The organism is Burkholderia sp. AU39826, assembly GCF_020419965.1.
GTDB classification, from domain to species: domain Bacteria; phylum Pseudomonadota; class Gammaproteobacteria; order Burkholderiales; family Burkholderiaceae; genus Burkholderia; species Burkholderia semiarida.
On the sequence record NZ_JAIZQG010000003.1, the window covers coordinates 303,866 to 324,331 of the forward strand.

Consider the following 20,466-nt stretch of genomic DNA (forward strand, 5'->3'; position numbering starts at 1 on the left):
TTCATCTCTTCCTGCGCGCCTTCCCGGCCGCGCGTACCGACAATCACAGCACTTTCATCCCCCAGGAGCGAACCGTGTTCGTGATCTTCGGAGCATCCGGCAACGTCGGCCTGTCGACCGTGACGACCTTGCGCAACGCAGGCCATTCCGTGCGCGCGGTGCTGCGCGACGCACGCCATCGTGAACGTTTCGCGCAGCTCGGCTGCGATGTCGCGATCGCGGACCTGACCGACGCGAATGCGATCGCCGCGGCGATCGACGGCGCGCGGGCCGTGCAGATACTGTGCCCGGTGCCGACGGCCGACGCCGATCCGGCCGCGACGATGACGCAGACGATCGATGCGGCGGCCGCCGCGCTCGCCGCGAACCCGCCGCCTTCACTGCTCGCGTTGTCGGACTACGGCGCGGAGCTCGAAGGCAATACGGGTATCACGCGCCTGTTCCATGACTTCGAGGAACGGTTGAAGACGATCCCCACGCAGTTGACGCTGTTGCGGTCGGCCGAGCATCTGCAGAACTGGGCGCGCGTGCTGCCGGTCGCGCTCGGCACCGGCGTGCTGCCGAGCTTCCACCATCCGGTCGGCAAGGTGTTTCCGACGGTCTGGGCGCCCGATGTCGGCGTCGTTGCGGCGCGGCTGCTGCGCGATGCGCCGGAGGGCGGGCGCGGGCCGCGCATCGTCAGCGTCGAAGGGCCGCGGCGCGTGAGCGTGGCCGCGATCGCGGATACGTTGGGCGCGGCGGCGGGCCGCGCGATCGTCGCGCACGAACTGCCGCGCGACACGTGGAGCGCGACGCTGCTGCGCGCCGGGCTCAGCGAACGCCATGCACAGCTGATCGTCGATCTGTACGACGTGCATAACGCGGGGCGGATCGATGTCGAGGCCGATGTGTCCGAGCGGGCCTACGGCACGACGACGCTGGCCGATGCGCTCGCGCAACTGGTGCGCCAGCCGGCGCGGTAAGGGAAGTGGCCGCGCAGGGTGCACATCATGCAGGCTGCCGCACCCTGTTCAACACCACATACGCCGCCGACCCGATCACGATCCCCCAGAACGCGGACCCGAGCCCGAGCCACGTCATCCCCGACGCGGTCGCGAGGAACGTGATCACGGACGCTTCGCGGTGGTTTTCGTCCTCGAAGATGCCGTGTACGTTCGCGCTGATCGCGCCGATCAACGCGAGCCCGGCCAGAATCGCGACGAACGCCTTCGGCAGCGCGAAGAACAGCGTGACGATCGTCCCCGCGAAGAGTCCGCCGATCAGATAGATCACGCCGTTCGCGATGCCCGCGATATAGCGCCGGTCCGGATCTTCGTGCGCGTCCTTGCCGGTGCACAGCGCCGCGGTGATCGCCGCGAGCACGATCGTGACTCCACCAAAGCATGCGACGACCAGCGACATCACGCTGGTCGCCGTGATGATCGGCCGTGCGCTCGTGTGATAGCCCGACACACGGAGGATCGTCATCCCCGGCAGGAACTGGCCGGTGAGGCTGACGACGACGAGCGGCAGCGCGAGGCTGAGCGTCGTGCCGAGCGTCCATTCGGGGGCGATGAAGATCGGCCGCGCGAGGCTCGGCGACACGTTGCCGAGATGCGTCATCCCGAGCAGCGTCGCGAGTGCGGCGCCGGCGAGCAGCACGAGCACGATGCTGTAGCGCGGCAGCAGGCGCCTGAAGATCACGTAGGCCGCGATCATCCCGAAACCGAGCAGCGGCTGCGCGGTCGCCGCGGAGAACGCATGCATGCCGAACGGCAGCAGGATGCCGGCCATCATGCCGCAGGCGATGCCGCGCGGGATGTGGCGCACGAGCCGGTCGAAATAGCCGGTGATGCCGATGACGAGGATGATCAGCGCGGCCGTGATGTACGCGCCGACGGCCTGGTTGAGCGTCAGTTGCGGAAACAGGCCGACGAGCAGCGCGGTGCCGGGCGCCGACCATGCGGTGACGACCGGCACCTTCAGCCGCCAGCTCGCGAACAGGCCCGATGCGCCGGCGCCGATCGAGATCGCCCAGACCCATGACGACACCATGTCGTTGGACGCATGCGCGGCCTGCGACGCCTGGAAGAAGATCGCGAGCGGGCCCGCGTACGAAATCAGGACCGCGAGAAAGCCCGCGGTGATCGCGGAAACGGACCAGTCGTTGCCGATTGCGCGGATCGCGCCGGGTGGGGAGTTCGGTTGCATCGTCGTCGGGGAAATGCGGCGCGCGGCCGTGCGGCGGAGCCGGGCGAATGGTCGTCGGAAGCGCCGGATGAGCGGCCATTCTGGGCATTACCGACGCAATTGGCAATTCACGGGCGGCGAACCGCGCTGTCGGCTTTTCGTAAGGATGGGTGCCGAACCGCGCGGGCCGACATCACGTACTGATCTGCAGCACCCTGTCGACCACCGCCACCTTGATCCCGCTGCCCGTCGACAGCGATGCCGTGCCCTCGTCGAACGGATGCACGGGCGAATCGGTCGGCGTCCACGCATGGCGCGCGAGCAGCGCGCGATACCCGCCGCGGATCACGAAGCCGCCGCATTTCTCCGCATACGCGTCGCGCCGCATCCGGTACGCACGCGGCAGGTCGTACCACGGCAGCTTCGGCAGGTCGTGATGGACGAGATGATAGTTGTTGTTCAGGTACAGCAGCCGCATCGCGAAGCCGGCTTCGTTGATCGTGATGCGCGCCTTCGGATGCGGCGCGGCGCGATGCTCGTACAGCGAGCGGATCATCGCGAGCGACAGCGCGGGCCACGTGACGGCCAGCAGGTAGTACCACCACGGCACGCCGATCGCCCAGTGCAGCCACGCGAGCAGCGCGGCCACGCAGGCGACGTGAGCCAACCACATCGGCAGATAGCGGAAGTCGCCGCGCCGGAACGCGGCGAACGCATCGCGCAGCGTCGTGGCGATGGCGAGCGGCGGCCCGACGACGAGGCGTCCGAGGAAAGTCTTGCGCGCGACCGTCAGCGCCCGGCGCCAGCGCGGCAGCCGCGCCCAGCGTTCACGCGTCACGTAGTTCGTTTCGGGATCGACGCCCGGCACGGTCAGGTCCTCGTCGCGATGATGCTCGAGATGCGTGTCGCGATACAGCGTGTACGGATACCAGATCGTCAGAGGCGGATAGCCGAGCAACTTGTTCACCAGGGCGGAACGTGTCGGATGGCCATGCAGCAGCTCGTGCTGCAGCGACAGGTGCCACGCGCCGAGCAGGATCAGCGGCGGCGTCGCGGCGGCGCGCGACAGGTGCCCGTCGCGCACGAGCAGCAGCACGGCGAGCCAGCCGCCGTAGATCACGACGACGAGCAGCCAGGTCGGCCACTCGGTGCGGGCGGTGAAACGGGCGTGGAGCGCGGCGATCGCGCGCGCGTGGTCGACGTCGAAGTATTCGGCCATGGCGTTGAGGCGGATGGATCGGGCAGTGCGGGGAACGAGCGATGGAACCGGGGCGCTCGGCCCGGTGCGCTGGTGTCTCGCGGATCACGGTCGGCCGGCCCGGCATCGCACGGCGGCGGCGCCGGCAGGCCTTCGAACGGTACCGGGGCGGCGCGGCCTCGCCAACCAATCGATTCGCATTTGCTTATCGTGTCGCGGCCCATAAGCTTCCTGACCGCCGCCGATGCGTAGAATGCCCGCATGAACGCCTGGATTGCAGTCCTGCCGATGTACAACGTGACGCCGCGCCACGCCGCCCTGTGGCGCGCGCTGCTGCGTGACGCGCTCGATGCGTTCGCGAACGCGGGCGGGCCTGCCGACGTCGCGCTGCCCGACGCGCCCGATGACCTGCAGGCACTGTGGCGGCGCGACGATCTGCTGCTGTCGCAGACCTGCGGCTACCCGTACCGGATGCTCGGCTTGCGCGACGTCGTGCGATTGATTGCGACCCCCGTTTTCGATGCGGACGGCTGCGACGGGGCGCGCTACCGCAGCGTGCTGGTCGTGTCGGCGCGCGTGCATGCGGGCGGTGCGACGACGCTCGCCGCATGCCGCGGGTTGCGGGCGGCCTTCAACGGCGAGGATTCGCACAGCGGGATGAATGCATTCCGGCACGCGGTCGCGCCGCATGCGCACGACGGGCGGTTCTTCGGCTCGGTCACGCCGTTCGGTTCGCACCTGAACGTGCTGCGAGCGCTGGCGTCGGGAGAAGCCGATTGCGCGGCGATCGACTGCGTGACGTTCGCGTATGTGCGCGACGCGCTGCCCGGGCTGCTGGAGGATATTCGCGTGATCGGCACGACCGCACCCGCGCCGGGATTGCCGTTCGTCGCATCGCGGGCGCTGGTGGATACGCAGGTCGGCGCGTTGCGGGATGCGCTCGATCGCGCGGTGGCCGCCGATGCGGAGCGGGCGCGTGTGCTGCGGCTGAGGGGATTCGACCGGCTGTCGCCGGCAGACTACGACACGATTGCGCGGTTCGAGCGGGAAGCCGCCGCGCACGGCTATCCCGAACTCGGGTGACGTACGGGGCGGCGCGCGGCGGTGCTGCGACCGCCCGCGCCGCGGCCCGCTTACTCGTCGTCCATCAGCCGGACCTTGACCCGCTTGCCCTTGATCTTCCCCGCATTGAGCTTGCGCAGCGCGTCGCGCGCGACGCCGCGCTCGATCGCGACATAGGTCGAGAACTCGGTCACGTTGATCTTGCCGATCTGCTTGCCGTCGAACCCGGCGTCGCCGGTCAGCGCGCCGAGCACGTCGCCCGGACGGATCTTGTCCTTGCGCCCGCCGAGGATCTGCAGCGTTTCCATCGGCGGCAGCAGCACGCTGTCGTCCGCCGGCTTCAGTTCGGCGAGCGGATGCCATTCGACCTCGCGCTTCTGCGCCTGTTCGATCGCGCCGACGCGGCCCATCTCGTCCATGCTCGCGAGGCTCAGCGCCCAGCCGTCCTGATCCGCGCGACCCGTGCGGCCGATGCGGTGCACGTGCACTTCGGGGTCGGGCGTCACGTCGACGTTGATCACCGCTTCGAGCTGCGCGATGTCGAGCCCGCGCGCGGCGACGTCGGTCGCGACCAGCACCGAGCAGCTGCGGTTCGCGAACTGGATCAGCACCTGATCGCGCTCGCGCTGGTCGAGCTCGCCGTGCAGCGCGAGCGCGTGGAAGCCCTGCGCGTGCAGCACGTCGAGCAGGTCGCGGCACTGCTGCTTGGTGTTGCAGAACGCGATCGTGCTCACCGGCCGGTAGTGATTCAGCAGCTGGCCGACCGCATGCAGCCGCTCGTCCTCGGTCACTTCATAGAAGCGCTGGCGGATCTTGCTGTCGTCGTGGCGTTCCGCGAGCTTGATTTCCTTCGGATTGCGCAGGAACTGCTGGCTCAGCTTCGCGATGCCGTCCGGATAGGTCGCGGAGAACAGCAGCGTCTGGCGCGTCGTCGGGCACATGCGCGCGACCTTCGCGATGTCGTCGAAGAAGCCCATGTCGAGCATCCGGTCGGCTTCGTCGAGCACCAGCGTGTTCAGCGCATCGAGCTTCAGGTTGCCGCGATCGAGGTGATCCATGATGCGGCCCGGCGTGCCGACGACGATATGCGCGCCGTGCTCGAGGCTCTGCGCCTGCGGACGCATCGGCGTGCCGCCGCACAGCGTCAGCACCTTCACGTTCTCCTCGGCGCGCGCGAGGCGGCGCACTTCCTGCGCGACCTGGTCGGCGAGCTCGCGGGTCGGGCACAGGATCATCGCCTGCACGTCGAAGCGGCGCGCGTCGAGGCGCGCGAGCAGCGCGAGCGAGAACGCGGCGGTCTTGCCGCTGCCCGTCTTCGCCTGTGCGATCAGGTCCTGGCCGGCCAGCGCGATCGGCAGGCTCGCGGCCTGGATCGGCGTCATGTCGACATAGCCGAGCTGCGCGAGATTCGCGAGCGTGGCGGGCGTCAGCGGCAGCGCGCTGAACGGCGTGGCGGTCGGTTGGGTCAAGACAGGTCTCCGAGGTAGGGGCGGCCTTCCATCTGCTCGTAGACGACGTTGCCTTCGTCGTCCTCGAAGCGTTCGAGATAGTTGCGGGCGCCGCACAGCGGGCAGCGGAACAGCAGCCCCTGGCCTTCGTCCTTGATGACGACGTCGGACTGCTCCCACTGCGTGCCGCAGCTCTGGTTTCGGCAGGTAAACACGGTCTTTCTCCAGCTGAATTCGGTTGATGGCGCGCCCGGCCGGGCGCGGCCACGGCGGGCGGCGCCCGCGCGGCTCGGGCGCGGGCCGCACCGGCGGTCGCTCGGGTTGTGTCGATGCGGGTGATGGATCGGGCGGCGACGGGGTCGCGCGTGCCGCAATTCTAGCGGAAGCCGGTGCCTGCGCCCGGCGCGCGCCAGGAAAAACGGCCGCCCCGGAGAGGGCGGCCGTGTCGGGCGGCGTAATGCGTGCCGCGGGTGCCGCGCAGGCTCTGCGCGGGTTATGCGCGGCGTCGCGCGCGTTACAGCGCCATGTCGGCCGATGCCTTCGCCGGGCGGGCCGGCGCGGTGCCGGTCGCCTGCGACGGCACGCCGAGGTCGATCTTCGGCGGCGGCGACAGCTGCAGCACGTCGCTCGTGTAGGTCCATTCCTCGACGACCTTCGCCGGGCTGTCGTTCAGCTTCGTGCCGTAGCTCGGCACGATCTGGCGGATCTTCTGCTGCCACTCGGGCGTCGCGACCTTGTCCTTGAACACTTTCTTCAGCAGGTTCAGCATGATCGGCGCGGCGGTCGACGCGCCCGGCGACGCGCCGAGCAGGCCCGCGATGCTGCCGTCCTGCGACGCGACGATCTCGGTGCCGAGCTTCAGCACGCCGCCCTTGACCGGGTCGCGCTTGATGATCTGCACGCGCTGGCCGGCCTGCCACAGGCGCCAGTCTTCCTTCTTCGCGTTCGGGAAGTACTCCTTCAGCGCGTTGAAGCGATCGTCGTCGGACAGCATCAGCTGGCCGGCGAGGTACTGCACCAGCGGGAATTCGTCGACGCCCACGCGCATCATCGGCGCGACGTTGTGCAGGTTGGTGCTCTTCGCGAGGTCGAAGTACGAGCCGTTCTTCAGGAACTTGGTCGAGAACGTCGCGAACGGCCCGAACAGGATGATCTTCTTGCCGTCGATGATCCGCGTGTCGAGGTGCGGCACCGACATCGGCGGCGAGCCGACCGACGCCTTGCCGTAGGCCTTCGCGAGGTGCTGCTTCACGACCTCGGGGTTGTCGGTCACGAGGAACGAGCCGCCGACCGGGAACGCGCCGTAGTCCTTCGCTTCGGGGATGCCCGACGCCTGCAGCAGGTGCAGCGCACCGCCGCCCGCGCCGATGAACACGAACTTCGCGTCGACCGATTGCGGCGGCTCATCCGAGTGCAGCTTGACCCACGACACGTGCCACGTGCCGTCGGCGTTGCGCGAGATCTCGCGCACTTCGCTCGACAGCGACAGCGTGAAGTTCGGCTGCGTCTTCAGGTAGCCGACGAACTGGCGCGTGATCTCGCCGAAGTTCACGTCGGTGCCGATCGGCGTCCACGTCGCCGCGACCTTCTGGTTGCGGTCGCGGCCTTCCATCATCAGCGGCACCCACTGCTTGATCTGGTCGTAGTCTTCCGAATACTGCATCCCGCGGAACAGCGGGCTCGCCTGCAGCGCTTCGTAGCGCTTCTTCAGGAAGCGGACGTTGTCGTCGCCCCACACGAAGCTCATGTGCGGCGTCGAGTTGATGAACGCGCGCGGGTTCTTCAGCACGCCCTGCTTCACCTGCCACGCCCAGAACTGGCGCGAGATCTGGAACGACTCGTTGATCTCGATCGCCTTCGAGATGTCGATCTTGCCGTTCGCCTTCTCCGGCGTGTAGTTCAGCTCGGCGAGCGCCGAGTGGCCGGTGCCGGCGTTGTTCCAGCCGTTCGAGCTTTCCAGCGCGACGCCGTCGAGGCGCTCGACCATCGTCATCGACCAGTCCGGCTGGAGTTCGTGCAGCCAGACGCCGAGCGTCGAGCTCATGATGCCGCCGCCCACCAGCAGGACGTCGACCTTCTTCGTGTCGGCGGCGTGCGCGGACGATGTCGCGACGCACAGCGCGAGCGCCGACAGTATTACCCGTAACGTTTTGATCACAGCAGATCCCTTTTTCAACTTGAATGCATCGGTTTGCCATGCCGCCCGGCGCGCGGTTCCGTGGCGCGGAAACACGGATCCGGAGATCCGGACCACGAATCCGGAATTCCGGATCGGCGCCGCGCGCCGTTGCATTTGCGCACGAAAGCCATTCGGAAGGACACCTTCGGATCGGCTTCCCGCGAGCAGGCAAGCGCCTGCGTCGCGACGGTGCGCCACGCGCCGGGGCCCTGACGGCAAGCCCGAGCGGACGGCGCTTCAGACTGCGTTGAAAGAGGCCGCGCGCGACGTGTTTTGCGGGGGCGGGGTGGCAAGGGGCGCGTAATATAACCGAACTCGGACACTGTGTCGCAGACGCCGAATATCCTTGTTTTCGTGGGGTTTTTTGTGCGTCCGGGTTTCCGGAATGACGGTGGGCGACGCGGGAAAATCGAGGAGGATCGGCGGGGTCGAATGCGTGCGACGGGTATGCCATGCACCAGGCCGGAACGTCATCGGATCGCGGCGTTGCACCGCGACCCGTTTACTCGCATCACATCACATCATTTCATTTCGCTCCGCCGTTCCGGCAGTACTGTTCACAAGCCTCGACTGGATCGACGACATGCCGACCCGCTTCGTCGGCACGCGCTCGACGAACCCGCGACGGCGCCGGTCGCAATGCCGGCCAGAGTCTATCGCGGCATGACGGGGGAAACGAGCTTCACGCCGCCGGGCGACCGGAAGCACGGCGCGATGTCGGTGTTCACTTAAAGAGTGGCAGGAAGGCGTTGCTCGACATCGTCAGGATGTAACGTCGCGGGCGGCGCGCTGCCTTACGACACGCGCATGCGCGCGCCGTCCGCGCGGCGCTCCGCGTCGTGCACGATGTGCAGCTCGCGCGTGCGGATCGGCAGCGCGCAATCCGCATCGGCGAGCGTCTTGCGGACCTGGCGGGCCAGGCGCCAGCGCATCGCCCAGAACTTGTCGGTGTGCGTCCACACGCGCATGTTCGCGACGGCCGTGCTGTCGTCGAAGCGCATCACCATCACGTCCGGCGCGGGATCCTGCAGCACGTCGGGGTCGGCCGCGGCCAGCGCGTGCAGCGCATCGAGCGCGCGATCGATATCGTCATGCACGGACACTTCCACTTCGAGATCGAGGCGGCGCGTCGGGTTGCGCGTGTAGTTGCGGATCGAGCTGCCCCACAGCGCGCTGTTCGGCACGTACTCGCAGATGCCGTCCGGCTTCGTGAGGCGCGTCATGAAGAGCCCGACCTCTTCGACGGTGCCCGCGACGCCCGTGCCGCCGTCGATGTAGTCGCCGACCTTGAACGGCCGCAGCAGCAGAAGCATGATGCCGGCCGCGATGTTCTGCATCGTGCCCTGCAGCGCGAGCCCGATCGCCAGGCCGGCCGCGCCGAGCACCGCGACGATGCTCGCGGTTTCGATGCCGAGCTGCGACAGCGCGCCGACGATCGCGACGATGCGGATGCCCCACACGGCGACGTCGCACAGGATCGGCCGCAACGTGTCGTCGACGCGCTCCTTGTTCGAGAGCAGCCGGTTCAGCCAGTTGCCGACGCGTTTGGACAGCCACCAGCCGGCGACGAGCAGCGCCAGGCCGGCGGCCAGCTTGATGGAGAGCGTGGACAATGCATTCCACAGGAACGTCCAGCGTTCCGGATGAAGATGTTCGAGAAACATGACGGGATTCCGGTGTTGAAGACAGATCGTTCGGCGCGTGGCTGTGCTCACCCGCCGGCAGCGTTCGACTGTACACGGCGCCGGGTGGTTCGCGCGAATGAAGGGGTCGAATACGGGCCGCGGCGAAATTGCGATTTCGTCCGTGTACGAAGCGTATGCCCATCCAAATAGGACATGGCCTATTTGGTCATTTTGCGTGCGCCGATACACTCGCTTCCAGGTTGCCGGATCGTGACGGTCGTTCTTCCGCGATACCCGGCTTTTCCCGATTTTTCATCGATAGCGAGTGACGACGTCATGCGGTTGAACCTGCGTTTCCGTCTCGCACGCGAACAAGGTCAATCCGCCCGGCGCGGTGTCCCGTGTTTCCCGATTAGCCGTGCGCTGTTGCGCGGTGCCGTCGTGACGGCCTGCATGGCGGGTACGCACGGCATGGTGGCACAGGCGACTCACACCGCGGCGCCCGTTGCGCCCGTGACGGCTGCAACGCCCGACCTTGTCGACGTGCCTTTTTTCAATCCCGCCCGGACGACGTGGGGCGGCTTGCGCGCATCGGCGGCGGTGCCGCTCGACGTCGCGTACGCCGCGCATGCGTCGGGCCTGTCGGCGGGCGCCGATCGCGACGATCTCGCCGTTCGATTCGGCGCGTGCGTGGCTTACCGCGTGCTGTGCGATTCGGCGCGCGACGCGGTCGAACGCGGCTATGCGTCGCGGTTCGATTACGGTCTGGCGTCGGCGTTGCCCGCGATGGACGCGCAGCCGGCGGCCGAGCGGGGCACCGTCGATCTGGCATCGGCCGAGCCGTTCACGCTCGCGGAGCCGGATCGCGGCACGCGCGCCGGTGCGATCGTCGGCAACCTGCGCGCGTCGCTGGCGCGCGCCGATCTGCCGGCCGGCGTCGCCGCGCAGATCACCCGCATGCTGGCCGGGCGCATCGATCCGAAGCAGCGTGCCGCGGCCGGCGATACCTTCCGCGTCGCCTTCGAACGCGACGACAGCGCCGGGCGGCCTGGCCGCATGCGCGTGACGGCGCTCGACGTCCGTTTTCGCGGCCAGCGCGTCGCGGGCGTGTGGTTCGCGCCGAAGGCGGGTGCGCCGGGCGCCTATTACGACTTCGACGGCATGCCGCTCGCCGGCGCGCGGTTTGCGATGCCGGTCAATGCGAAGCGCATCAGCTCGCGCTTCGGCACACGCGTGCATCCGGTCACCGGCGTGCGCCATGTGCATTCGGGCGTCGATCTGGCTGCGCCGGCTGGCCGTGCCGTTCATGCGTCGGAGCGCGGCGTCGTGACGTTCATCGGCACCGAGCCGCGCGGCTACGGCAAATACGTGGTGATTCGGCATGACGGCGGCTACGCGTCGTACTACGCGCACCTGTCGGCGTTCGAGCCGACGCTGCGAACCGGCGCGCGCGTCACGCGCGGTCAACGCGTCGGCGCGGTCGGCAGTACGGGCACGGCGACCGGCCCGCATCTGCACTTCGAGGTGCGCCGGCATGCCCGCCTCGTCGATCCGATCGAACTCGTGCATGCAGCCAAGGCGGCGAGGCTGAAGGGCGCGCAGCGTGTGGCGTTCAACCGCGTGGCGCGTGATGCGCGCACGCAGCTCGCTTCGGCCACGTTCGCGCAACCGGTCGCGATGTCGAAGGCTGGCGCGCCGCAGGCGGGGTGATCGGGGCGGGGCTCGCCGTCGTCCAACCGATGGAGCGCGGCAGCGTGTATGCGACGGTGAGCTCCCTGACGAACCATGGCGGCGAGCCCCCGCACACGATTACCGGCAATGCGGGTGTGCGGCGGGCGGACTATATGGTATCGGAGGAAGGGGCATTTGATCGTTCTTGCGGCTCGGCCCCGCGCTCGCGGATGGCCGAGCACACCGGCAAATCGCCACGCCGGGCGGCGTGGCGACGCTCGTCGGGCTGACGCGACTCAACCCAGCGGCCAGTTCAGGATCGCGATGCCGTCGTTGTAGTCGCCGTCGCCGCCATCTTCCGATCCGACCAGCCCGAAGTAGGTCTTCTTGAAGATGTCGACCTGACGCGAGCCGATCTTCGACGGTTTGCCGTTCGCCGTCACGACCACCCGCACTTTCCCCTTGCCCGAGTTCACGATCTGCGTGTTCAGGTTCGCGTCCTGCGTGCCGGCGCCCTGGAACGTCGCGGCCGGTTTCGGGTTGTCGTCGACGAAGACCTCGATCGTCTGCGGGGACGACGAATTGACCAGCGCGGTCACGCCGAACGCGATGTTCGGCGGCAGGTTGAAGACGCCGTCGCGTTCGCCGCCGCCGCTCGGCACGGGCTCCGGCTGCACGGGTTGCGGCGTCGCCTTCGAGAAGTAATTGACCACCGCGCCGACGCCGAACTTCGCCGCGGCGCCGGGCAGCACGCCCGGCGCGCCGGCCCACGTCACCGTGCACGCGACGACCTGGCCTGCCGCATCGGTTTTCACCTTGTTCTGCCAACTGCCGACGTCGAAGCTGTACGGGATCGTCGCGATATCGACGAACACGTCGTATTGCGGCAGTTTCTCGACGAGCTGCGCGGTCATGAACTGGCGCATCCGGTCGAGCACGGCCTGATCGCCGTTGGCCTGCACGGCGGTGGCGTCGTTGCCCGCGAGTTGCAGCAGTGCGTACAGGTCGTCGTGGGTAAAGGGTTGTGACATGTCGTCCTCGTCTCGATGGAAGGTCTCGCATCGCGCGGCCCGGTGAACGGATTTCACCGGGCCGCGCGCGGAGCAAAGCGTGGGACTGCAAATGACTGCCCGAACGATGCGCGATGCGTGGTCGTGCCTGTCGCCATTGCGATCGTTCGTGACGGCCGCCGATCAACCCAGCGGCCAGTTCAGGAACACGATGCCGTCGTTGTAATCGTCGTCGGCGCCGTCTTCCGATCCGACGATCCCGAAGTACGACTTCTTGAAAATGTCGACCTGTCGCGAGCCGAGCCGCGACGGCCTGCCGTTCGCCATCACGATCACGCGCACGCGTCCGTTGCCGGAATCGAGCACCTTCGTGCCGAGGTTCTGGTCCTGGACGCCGGCGCCCTTGAACGTCGCGGCGGGTTTCGGGTTGTCGTCGATGTAGATGTCGATCGTCTGGTCGTTCGCCGCGTTGGTGAGCGCGGTGACGCCGAACTTGATGTTCGGCGGCAGGTTGAACGTGCCGTCGCGCTCGCCGCCGCCGCCGATGTTGCCGGATCCGCCGCTACCGGTTTCGGCGCCCTGATTGCCGCTGCCTTGCGACGACGAGGGCGCGGCCGTTTCCCCGATTGCGGACAGGCTCGCGTACGAATCGATATGCATCGCGCTGCCGCGCACGCTTTTCCACTGGCCCTTTACAAACGTGACGCCGCTGCCGACGTCGATCGTCGCGACGAGCGTGAACGGCATGCGGCCGGTCGCCTCCGGCACCTTCGACGAATAGGTGAAGCAGCCGTCCGCGACGATGCCCTTGTTCGTCGCGATCGCGAAATAGATGCCGGGGAAGTTGTTGCCGGTCGCGTAAGGCGTCGGCACGTTGAGGATGACCTGCAGTTTTCCGTCGCGAATCTCGGCCTTCGCGATGTCGATGTAGAGGCCCGGGATGTCGACGTAAGTCTCCGACGTCACGACGGGCGCGCTGACGATCGAAGCCGAAAGGATCGGCATGGAAGTCTCCGGTGATGAGGTGGTTCTGGATCGGGCGGGAGGGTCACGCTGAACGCGGCGCGAACCCTCCGGCCGCCATGGAAGCGGCCGGCGGCGATCGGTGGTCGATCGCGTGTCAGGTCAGCCGATCGGCCACTGGAGCACGACGATGCCGTCGTTGTAGTCGCTGTCGTGGCCGTCTTCCGACACGACGATCCCGAAGTTGACCGTGAACGGCGAGCCGTCCGACTTCTTGCCGTTGATCGGCGCGAGGCGTGCGTCGGTCGCCGACTTCTTGCCGTTCACCGACACTTCGAAACGGATCTTGCCGTTGCCCGAATTCAGCGTGGCTTCACGCGGGCCGTCGCGCGTCGTCAGCTTGTGATACGCGGCGGGTTCCTGGCTGTCGCCGATAAACAGCTTGATGTGCTGTTGCTCGGCCGCATTCGCGAAGAAAATCGCGCGGAAATCGGTATTCGGCGGAATCGAAAACTCGCCGGCGCGATTGGATGACGTTTGAGAGTCGGCCATGCTTGCCTCCTGAGAAGTATTGGATAAGGCGTGCGCCTTGTCACGCAAACGTTTGCCGTTTGAAACGCGACTTACCAAGCATGGCGAAAAATAAATAAAAAAATATTCGGATGAGAATGGTTATTGTTCAGTAAATCGGAAAGCAGCGATAATCGATTTAATGGAATGTGCTTAATGAAGCGGATTTCGATATATTCGATAAACTATATCGATGTGCGTATCGATTTCCTGAATGATGCGCGAGCGCGCAGGCGGGGCGGGAGAGGCAAGGCGCAATCGGGCTTCGGAGCAGACGCTCGGCGTTCGCATATGGCAGCGTTTCGTTTCAACATCGGTATCTCTGTCGTGGCCGCGCCCACCGGCCACCGTCGAACGCCCACACCGAAGCGCGATTGCAAGGGAGGAGTGTGCGGCGACTGGCGAAGAGGATGGACCGACTCACTCCGAACATGAATAGGACTTCACCGGTGCCGCACCCGTGAAGCATAGCGACGGAGGATGCCGCCGCCTATCGGACTGGGCTGATTCTGCGCCAACGCGTCGTATCGCGGAACGGAGCGGGATGAAAGCGCGCCCGGTTGACAGCCGTGACCGCCCTGTGATTTGATGCCGGTCATGCACGCCGCCCAGTTCCTCTTCCCGCTACGACTACTAGCCCGCTTCTCCGGGCTGGGTCTGCGGCTGCGCGCTTTCCATCTGCTTCTTTCCTGAAGCGCCAGATTTTCCCCGCATCACCGACCTGGCCCCGGTTGTCGACCGGCGCCTGAGTTCGTCTTTCCTTCGTCATCTCTCCGCTTCGTCCCGGTCGCTCAACCGTCAAGGCCGTCGTCTGCCGTACCGCTTTGCCGTTGTGCCGCTTTGTTACCGCTTTCTTGCCGTTTTCACCGCTGCGCGCGCAGCCGGCTCCTGAGGCCGATGGCCGCCGCGCCGCGCTTCACCGACAAACAGACCGAGGACCGACATCATGATGCTGAAGAACCCCGCGACGAAATACCGACCGTTTACGCCCGTCAACCTGCCCGACCGCACGTGGCCGTCGCGCACGATCACGCAGGCGCCGATCTGGATGAGCACCGACCTGCGCGACGGCAACCAGGCGCTGTTCGAGCCGATGGACGGCGCGCGCAAGATGCGGATGTTCAAGACGCTGGTCGCGATCGGCTTCAAGGAGATCGAGGTCGCGTTCCCGTCCGCGTCGGAAACCGATTTCAACTTCGTTCGCGAACTGATCGAAGGCGGCCACATTCCCGACGACGTGACGATCGAAGTGCTGACGCAGGCGCGCGACGACCTGATCGAGCGCACCTTCGCATCGCTGCGCGGCGCGAAGCGCGCGATCGTGCACCTGTACAACGCGACCGCGCCGGAATTCCGCAAGATCGTGTTCGGCCTCGATCGCGACGGCGTGAAGCAGCTCGCGGTGGACGCGGCGCGCACGATCAAGCGGTGCGCCGATGCGGCGACCGACACGCAATTCACGCTGCAGTACAGCCCGGAAACGTTTACGGCGACCGAACTCGATTTCGCGAAGGAAGTCTGCGACGCGGTGTTCGACGTATGGCAGCCGACGCCCGAGCGTAAGTCGATCGTGAACCTGCCGGCCACGGTGGAAATCGGGACGCCGAATTACTATGCGGACCAGATCGAATGGATGCACCGGAATCTCGCGCGCCGCGATTCGCTGATCCTGTCCGTGCACCCGCACAACGATCGCGGCACCGCGGTCGCGGCGGCCGAGCTCGCGGTGATGGCGGGCGCCGACCGGATCGAGGGCTGCCTGTTCGGCAACGGCGAACGCACGGGCAACGTCGATCTCGTGACGCTCGCGCTGAACCTGTACACGCAGGGCGTCGACCCGGGCCTCGATTTCTCGCAGATCAACGACGTCGCGCGCACGGCCGAGGAATGCACGCAGTTGCCGATCCACCCGCGCCATCCGTACGTCGGCGATCTCGTGTTCACCGCGTTCTCCGGTTCGCACCAGGACGCGATCAAGAAGGGCTTCGCGGTACAGCGCGCCGACGCCGTCTGGGAAATGCCGTACCTGCCGATCGATCCGAGCGACCTCGGCCGAACGTACGATTCGATCATTCGCGTGAACAGCCAGTCGGGCAAGGGCGGTATCGCGTACCTGCTCGAACAGGGCTACGGGGTCGCGCTGCCGCGCCGCATGCAGGTCGATTTCAGCGCGGCCGTGCAGCGCCTGACCGACGACAGCGGGCACGAGGTGACGAGCGCGCAGATCTGGTCGCTGTTCCAGCAGGAATACGTCGAAAGCGATACGCCGCTGCGCTATGTCGGCCATGAGCTGACCGAACGCGACGGCCGCGAGTCGATCGTACTGACTGCCGACGTGCACGGCGAGCGCCGTGTGCTGCGCGGCGAGGGCAACGGCCCGCTCGACGCGCTGATGCATGCGCTGCGCACGCCGCTGCGGATCCAGCATTACGAGGAACGCGCGCTGTCGCAGGGCGCCGATGCGAAGGCAATCGCGATCGCCGAGCTGGCCGGCACGGGCGTGCGCGGCAGCGCGTTCGGTGTCGGCGTCGACGCGAACCTGACGACCGCGTCGATTCGTGCGGTGATCAGCGGCGTGAACCGCGCGTATGCGCGTGCGGATGAGGTTGCGCGGGCAACGTTCTTCGACGCGGAGCGCGCGGTGACGGCCGTGGCGTAACCGCGGCAGGGGCGGTCGCGCCGGGGTGCTCCGGGGCGGCCGCGTCGTCGACAGGGTCGCTGCATGACCTGCCGAGTGCATCCCGCAGCGCGTGCTTCATGAACTCCGCCCGCGCGCGCGGCAGCGCGCCGACTTCGATCACCGCTCGATGCTCGCATCTGGCAGCGTTTCGGCGCATGCGTCACGATCGGCATGCGAATCGTGACGTGGTCGCGCCCACCGGCCACCATCGAATGCTCAACGCCCCCACGCGAAGTAATGGGAACCGGCGACCGCCAGCACCGCGCCGATCAGCGCCGCATACGGCGCGAGATTCAGCCACACGCTGCGCGTCGGCACTTCGAGCTCCATGTCGCGCTGCATCTGCGCGGGGAACCGGCCGCGGTCCTGCCAGTAGTGGCGATACAGGAACACCGGCACGATCAGCAACATCGCGATCAACCCGTTGCGCAGCGTGCCTTCGCCTTGCAGATCGGCGCCCGCGCCCGCATAAACGAGGTTCGCATAGCCGCAGATCGAGCCCGCGACGAGCAGCCACGTCGGGCAGCGGAACGGCCGATCCCAGTTGCCGCGATCCATCCGGTGGATCCAGCCAGACTGAAGATTCAGGAATACGAACAGAATGTAGCAGACGTTCGAGATCGACAGCACCGTCATGTAGTCCGACATCATCAGCAACACGAGGTTGAAGCCGAGGTCGGTCCACATCGCGCGCGTGGGCGAGCCGTGCTCGTTCACGTGCGACAGGTACTTCGGCAACCAGCCGTCGACCGACGCCTGGTACAGCGTGCGCGACGAACCCATCATCGACGTCATCACGATCAGCAGGATCGACAGCATCAGCATCACGACGACCGCATTCGCGACCCACGCGCCGCCGCCGACGATCTTCGCCATCGCGGCCGCGACGCCGGTGCCGTCGCCGATCGCCGGATCGAGCATCGCCTGCGTGCCGAGCGCGCCCTGGAACGCCATCGGAACGAGCGTCATCACGACGAGACACAGCGCGCCCGACCAGAAGATCGCCTTCGCGGTATCGCGCCGCGGATCGCGGAATTCACGCGTGTAGCAAACGGCCGTCTCGAAACCGTACGACGCGACGCGGCCGAAAGGTATCGCGGGACTGCGAATAAGAGAATGGGCCTGCAGTGAATGTGGTGTCGAGCATGATCGAGATACCAACGCTGCGCTGAACATTCTCCGATGCGGACGTGCATCGCCAGGCGTGCGAATGTTCTGCCTTTAGGCGGAGGAGGACGTCAATATTCGTATTGGCCCGATGCGTTCCAATCAGACCTGTCTGATTCAAGCGTCATTCATGCGGCAGCTCGCGAAGCGGGCGAATCGTGCGGATCGAATGTGCGACACAAACGTGCGCCGATGTAGGACCAGGCTGATTGTGTCGTCGTCGGCGCCTGCCGACAATGTGCCGGTCGAACGGTTGCATGGTGATTCGTTCGATACCTCGTATCCGAAGCCTGGCTTCGTTGGACGCGCTGCCCGGTCACCGGGCAGCGTATTTTTCTCCGCGCGCGGCCGTAGCCGACGATGCCCTCGGCGCCCGCACAGCCGGACGGACACACGTGAATGCCTTGCGGCGACCGGTGGGCTCGGTCGCATCTGCACCATTTGGGTCGCAGGTTGGGAGAACGCTGCCTCATGCGAGCGCAGGGCATTCATTTCTGTCTTTCCGTTCGTCGATCGTCGCGGCGTGGCCGGCGACGGCGACGCTGCAAAGTCCCGCGCGACCGGGCGGACCGGTTCGCGCGTCAGGTCCGGCCGTGGCGCGATCGCTCGTGCGCGGCCGGTCGGGCGCCGACGCGATCGGTTGCCCGCGGTGAAGCTGCCGCACCCTCCCGGCCGCCATCGCGCGGCATGTCCCTCCATCGATGAAGGAATCGTCATGAAGAAGCATCGCATTTCCATTGTTTCCACACTGATCGCACTCGCGTGCGCCTGCGGCGCCCCCGTCGCGCGCGCCGCAGGCACCAAAACCGAAACGCCGCTGCCGCCGGGCGTCGAGGCGGTCGTCAACGACACGCCCATCGCGCGCAGCGATGTGGACGGCATGATCGAAGCGACCGGGCAGGCTGTCACGCCCGAATTGCGCGCACAGGCCAAGCACGAGCTGATCGCCCGGCATCTGGTCGAGCAGGCGGCGGAAAAAGCCAACTACGGCAGCCGCCCGGAAGTGAATCGCGTCGTGATGCGCGCCCGTACGGTCGCGGCGGCGGATCTCTACCTGCGTGACAACGTGCACCCGCAAGCGGTGACCGATGCGCAGGTGAAGGCGCGTTACGACGATATCGTCGCGAATGCCGCGCAGTTCGAATATCGCGCGGACGTGATCGCCGTGGCCGATCCGGTCAAAGTGAATGCGCTGGTCGCGGAGCTGAAGCAGGGCGCCGCGTTCGACGCGGTGGCGAAGAAGTACAACACGACGCCGAACGGCGGCGTCGCGCAGTGGGTCGAGTTGCGCACGCCGCTGGCCGAAGGGAAGACGGGCGGTTTGCCGTTGCCGCTGGCGCAGGCGATTACGTCGCTGCAGCCGGGTGCGGTTGCCGGGCCGATCCGGGTCGGTAACGCGTTCGCGATCGTGAAACTCGACGAGAAGCGCCCGACGGTCGTGCCGACCTTCGATGCCGCGAAGAACGTTCTGCGTCAGCAATTGGAAGCGCAGGCTCGGCAGCGTGCGATGACGGCGCTGGTGGACAAGCTCGCGGAGCAGGCGACGATTCAGCAGTAAGCGGGTGTATCAGAAAGACGGCGGATCGGGTGATCCGTCGGGTTGGCCGCCGCCGTCGACCACGGCAGCGGCTTTTTTGCTTTTGTGGTTGGCTCGTGCGACTACGGTGAGCGTTTGTACAGAATCAGCCCTGTCCGATTGGTTGTAACGATCGTTCACGTTAAATTGAACGAGTGTGGCGCCGGAGCCGCTTCGGCGGCGGCCGCCGGGCCCGGCCGTCGTCATGCTATGTGTTTGATAGCACCTACTCCCAACGCTGCCTCATGCGAGCGCCGAGGCGCTTCCGGCTGCCACACATTTCTTCGAGCCTGCCTCGCAGGCCGTCAGACCGAAACCGTGATCCCCGCCGGCCCCGATTTCCCCGCCGGCCGCACCACGATCTCTACATGCTGGCCGAACGACGCCAGCGTCAGCATCAGTTGATCGAGCGTGACGTTCCGGAGCCGCTCGCGCTGCTCGGGCGTCACCACCGGCCGTGCCATTTCGGCCAGGGCCGCGGCCTCTTCCTCGGTCAGGCCGCGCGACGCCATCAAGGCGTTGAGCTTCAGTACGAGTTCGGACTTGGCGGCCAGTTCGCCGACGTCGTAATAGTCGAAATCGTCCGGCACGTCGCTGGTGTTTCGATTCGAGGCGTCGTAGCGCATTACGCGTCCTCCGTCATCGTCGAAAGTTGCTGCCGTCCCGTTCCGCCATCGACATCGGGGCATCCGTCTTGCCCGCCATGATCGCGATCCGCATCGTCGATCGGCGTGATCACCAGCCGCTTGTGCGACACCTCGACGTGCAGACGCTGCCCGGGATCGAAGCCGGCCGCCTCGATCCATCGGCCGGACAGCTTCGTCCACAGATACACGACGGGCGGCGCCATGTCGGCCAGCCTGAGGTGCGGAACGACGCGGCCTGATTGAAACGACGATCGAGGGGAGGCAAAACAATCGCGGAAAGACATCGGTGCGTTATGATTCGCGCCAGCCATGGTCAACTCCTATGTTGAGTTGGTTGTGGTCAGCGGCTCGCAGGTGTTCGTGCATCTGCGGGCCGCGCTCGTTTACGCAGCGGATCTCGATCGCCGCTCCGGCACATGCTTGGCATGCCGAAGTAGCCAGGGATTCCTCGCGAAAACGTGCAACCACTGTAGCGGAGATCGACAGCGGGAAGTTCACGGT

Annotated in this window: 16 protein-coding genes and 2 pseudogenes; 6 read left to right on the forward strand and 12 right to left on the reverse strand. The window is 66.7% G+C overall.

Features of this window, described 5'->3' with window-relative positions:
* Window positions 1-74 precede the first annotated feature (74 nt).
* Complete coding sequence (locus LGM42_RS10405; RefSeq protein WP_060314724.1) at window positions 75-962, forward strand: NAD(P)H-binding protein; 888 nt, start codon at window positions 75-77, stop codon at window positions 960-962.
* 25 nt (window positions 963-987) lie between these two features.
* Here LGM42_RS10405 and LGM42_RS10410 read toward each other — a convergent pair whose 3' ends face one another.
* Both LGM42_RS10410 and LGM42_RS10415 read right to left on the reverse strand, forming a co-directional pair.
* Window positions 988-2,190 (reverse strand): benzoate/H(+) symporter BenE family transporter, encoded by a 1,203-nt coding sequence (locus LGM42_RS10410; RefSeq protein ID WP_060314726.1) that lies wholly within the window; start codon window positions 2,188-2,190, stop codon window positions 988-990.
* Window positions 2,191-2,362: 172 nt separating this feature from the next.
* Window positions 2,363-3,388, reverse strand: a complete 1,026-nt coding sequence (locus tag LGM42_RS10415) for a fatty acid desaturase (protein ID WP_226232163.1) — start codon at window positions 3,386-3,388, stop codon at window positions 2,363-2,365.
* Between the two features lie 240 nt (window positions 3,389-3,628).
* On the opposite strand from LGM42_RS10415, the gene LGM42_RS10420 reads away from it, so the two are divergent.
* Window positions 3,629-4,450 carry a phosphate/phosphite/phosphonate ABC transporter substrate-binding protein gene (locus tag LGM42_RS10420; protein ID WP_226232164.1) on the forward strand — a complete coding sequence of 274 codons (822 nt, stop codon included), beginning with the start codon at window positions 3,629-3,631 and terminating at the stop codon, window positions 4,448-4,450.
* A gap of 50 nt (window positions 4,451-4,500) precedes the next feature.
* Here the strand turns inward: LGM42_RS10420 and dbpA are convergent, their stop codons facing one another.
* From dbpA to LGM42_RS10440, 4 genes are all read right to left on the reverse strand, one after another.
* The gene (dbpA, locus tag LGM42_RS10425) at window positions 4,501-5,898 is read right to left on the reverse strand and encodes an ATP-dependent RNA helicase DbpA (RefSeq protein WP_060314736.1); all 1,398 of its coding nucleotides are present in this window, start codon (window positions 5,896-5,898) and stop codon (window positions 4,501-4,503) included.
* Window positions 5,895-6,092: a hypothetical protein gene (locus LGM42_RS10430; protein ID WP_006483193.1), complete on the reverse strand. Its 198-nt coding sequence runs from the start codon at window positions 6,090-6,092 to the stop codon at window positions 5,895-5,897. Before LGM42_RS10430 ends, dbpA begins: the two co-directional genes overlap by 4 nt.
* Before the next feature lie 299 nt (window positions 6,093-6,391).
* Complete coding sequence (gene mqo, locus LGM42_RS10435; protein WP_319001446.1) at window positions 6,392-8,035, reverse strand: malate dehydrogenase (quinone); 1,644 nt, start codon at window positions 8,033-8,035, stop codon at window positions 6,392-6,394.
* Between the two features lie 815 nt (window positions 8,036-8,850).
* The gene (locus LGM42_RS10440) at window positions 8,851-9,720 is read right to left on the reverse strand and encodes a mechanosensitive ion channel family protein (RefSeq protein ID WP_059645234.1); all 870 of its coding nucleotides are present in this window, start codon (window positions 9,718-9,720) and stop codon (window positions 8,851-8,853) included.
* Between the two features lie 297 nt (window positions 9,721-10,017).
* Here LGM42_RS10440 and LGM42_RS10445 point away from each other — a divergent pair, with 297 nt between their 5' ends.
* A complete protein-coding gene (locus LGM42_RS10445; RefSeq protein WP_226232166.1) occupies window positions 10,018-11,391 on the forward strand; it encodes a M23 family metallopeptidase in 1,374 nt (457 codons plus the stop codon).
* 257 nt (window positions 11,392-11,648) lie between these two features.
* On the opposite strand, the gene LGM42_RS10450 is transcribed toward LGM42_RS10445, so the two are convergent.
* The 3 genes from LGM42_RS10450 to LGM42_RS10460 all read right to left on the reverse strand — a co-directional run bounded on the left by LGM42_RS10450 (window position 11,649) and on the right by LGM42_RS10460 (window position 13,877).
* Window positions 11,649-12,383 (reverse strand): fucose-binding lectin II, encoded by a 735-nt coding sequence (locus tag LGM42_RS10450; RefSeq protein WP_059574713.1) that lies wholly within the window; start codon window positions 12,381-12,383, stop codon window positions 11,649-11,651.
* Window positions 12,384-12,545: 162 nt separating this feature from the next.
* Window positions 12,546-13,367: a fucose-binding lectin II gene (locus LGM42_RS10455; protein WP_226232167.1), complete on the reverse strand. Its 822-nt coding sequence runs from the start codon at window positions 13,365-13,367 to the stop codon at window positions 12,546-12,548.
* A 120-nt stretch (window positions 13,368-13,487) separates the two neighbouring features.
* Window positions 13,488-13,877 carry a fucose-binding lectin II gene (locus tag LGM42_RS10460; RefSeq protein WP_050017095.1) on the reverse strand — a complete coding sequence of 130 codons (390 nt, stop codon included), beginning with the start codon at window positions 13,875-13,877 and terminating at the stop codon, window positions 13,488-13,490.
* A 967-nt stretch (window positions 13,878-14,844) separates the two neighbouring features.
* On the opposite strand from LGM42_RS10460, the gene leuA reads away from it, so the two are divergent.
* Complete coding sequence (leuA, locus tag LGM42_RS10465) at window positions 14,845-16,554, forward strand: 2-isopropylmalate synthase (RefSeq protein ID WP_226232231.1); 1,710 nt, start codon at window positions 14,845-14,847, stop codon at window positions 16,552-16,554.
* Window positions 16,555-16,791: 237 nt separating this feature from the next.
* Here leuA and LGM42_RS10470 read toward each other — a convergent pair.
* A pseudogene (locus tag LGM42_RS10470) lies at window positions 16,792-17,652 on the reverse strand (APC family permease); the annotation flags it as partial.
* Window position 17,653: 1 nt separating this feature from the next.
* Here LGM42_RS10470 and LGM42_RS10475 point away from each other — a divergent pair.
* Both LGM42_RS10475 and LGM42_RS10480 read left to right on the forward strand, forming a co-directional pair.
* A pseudogene (locus LGM42_RS10475) lies at window positions 17,654-17,800 on the forward strand (zinc ribbon domain-containing protein); the annotation flags it as partial.
* 33 nt (window positions 17,801-17,833) lie between these two features.
* Window positions 17,834-19,300, forward strand: a complete 1,467-nt coding sequence (locus LGM42_RS10480) for a peptidylprolyl isomerase (RefSeq protein WP_226232168.1) — start codon at window positions 17,834-17,836, stop codon at window positions 19,298-19,300.
* 323 nt (window positions 19,301-19,623) lie between these two features.
* Here the strand turns inward: LGM42_RS10480 and LGM42_RS10485 are convergent, their stop codons facing one another.
* Window positions 19,624-19,944, reverse strand: coding sequence for an XRE family transcriptional regulator (locus LGM42_RS10485; protein WP_226232169.1), 321 nt, complete (start codon window positions 19,942-19,944; stop codon window positions 19,624-19,626).
* A complete protein-coding gene (locus LGM42_RS10490; protein WP_226232170.1) occupies window positions 19,944-20,276 on the reverse strand; it encodes a SymE family type I addiction module toxin in 333 nt (110 codons plus the stop codon). The genes LGM42_RS10485 and LGM42_RS10490 overlap by 1 nt, the downstream gene beginning before the upstream one ends.
* Window positions 20,277-20,466 lie beyond the last annotated feature (190 nt).

Coding starts and splice junctions, on each gene's coding strand:
- LGM42_RS10410 (WP_060314726.1), bottom strand. CDS start 2,190: ATGCAACCGAACTCCCCACCCGGCGCGATCCGCGCAATCGGCAACGAC.
- LGM42_RS10415 (WP_226232163.1), bottom strand. CDS start 3,388: ATGGCCGAATACTTCGACGTCGACCACGCGCGCGCGATCGCCGCGCTC.
- LGM42_RS10420 (WP_226232164.1), top strand. CDS start 3,629: ATGAACGCCTGGATTGCAGTCCTGCCGATGTACAACGTGACGCCGCGC.
- LGM42_RS10440 (WP_059645234.1), bottom strand. CDS start 9,720: ATGTTTCTCGAACATCTTCATCCGGAACGCTGGACGTTCCTGTGGAAT.
- LGM42_RS10445 (WP_226232166.1), top strand. CDS start 10,018: ATGCGGTTGAACCTGCGTTTCCGTCTCGCACGCGAACAAGGTCAATCC.
- LGM42_RS10450 (WP_059574713.1), bottom strand. CDS start 12,383: ATGTCACAACCCTTTACCCACGACGACCTGTACGCACTGCTGCAACTC.
- LGM42_RS10455 (WP_226232167.1), bottom strand. CDS start 13,367: ATGCCGATCCTTTCGGCTTCGATCGTCAGCGCGCCCGTCGTGACGTCG.
- LGM42_RS10460 (WP_050017095.1), bottom strand. CDS start 13,877: ATGGCCGACTCTCAAACGTCATCCAATCGCGCCGGCGAGTTTTCGATT.
- leuA (WP_226232231.1), top strand. CDS start 14,845: ATGCTGAAGAACCCCGCGACGAAATACCGACCGTTTACGCCCGTCAAC.
- LGM42_RS10480 (WP_226232168.1), top strand. CDS start 17,834: ATGCGTTCCAATCAGACCTGTCTGATTCAAGCGTCATTCATGCGGCAG.
- LGM42_RS10485 (WP_226232169.1), bottom strand. CDS start 19,944: ATGCGCTACGACGCCTCGAATCGAAACACCAGCGACGTGCCGGACGAT.
- LGM42_RS10490 (WP_226232170.1), bottom strand. CDS start 20,276: ATGGCTGGCGCGAATCATAACGCACCGATGTCTTTCCGCGATTGTTTT.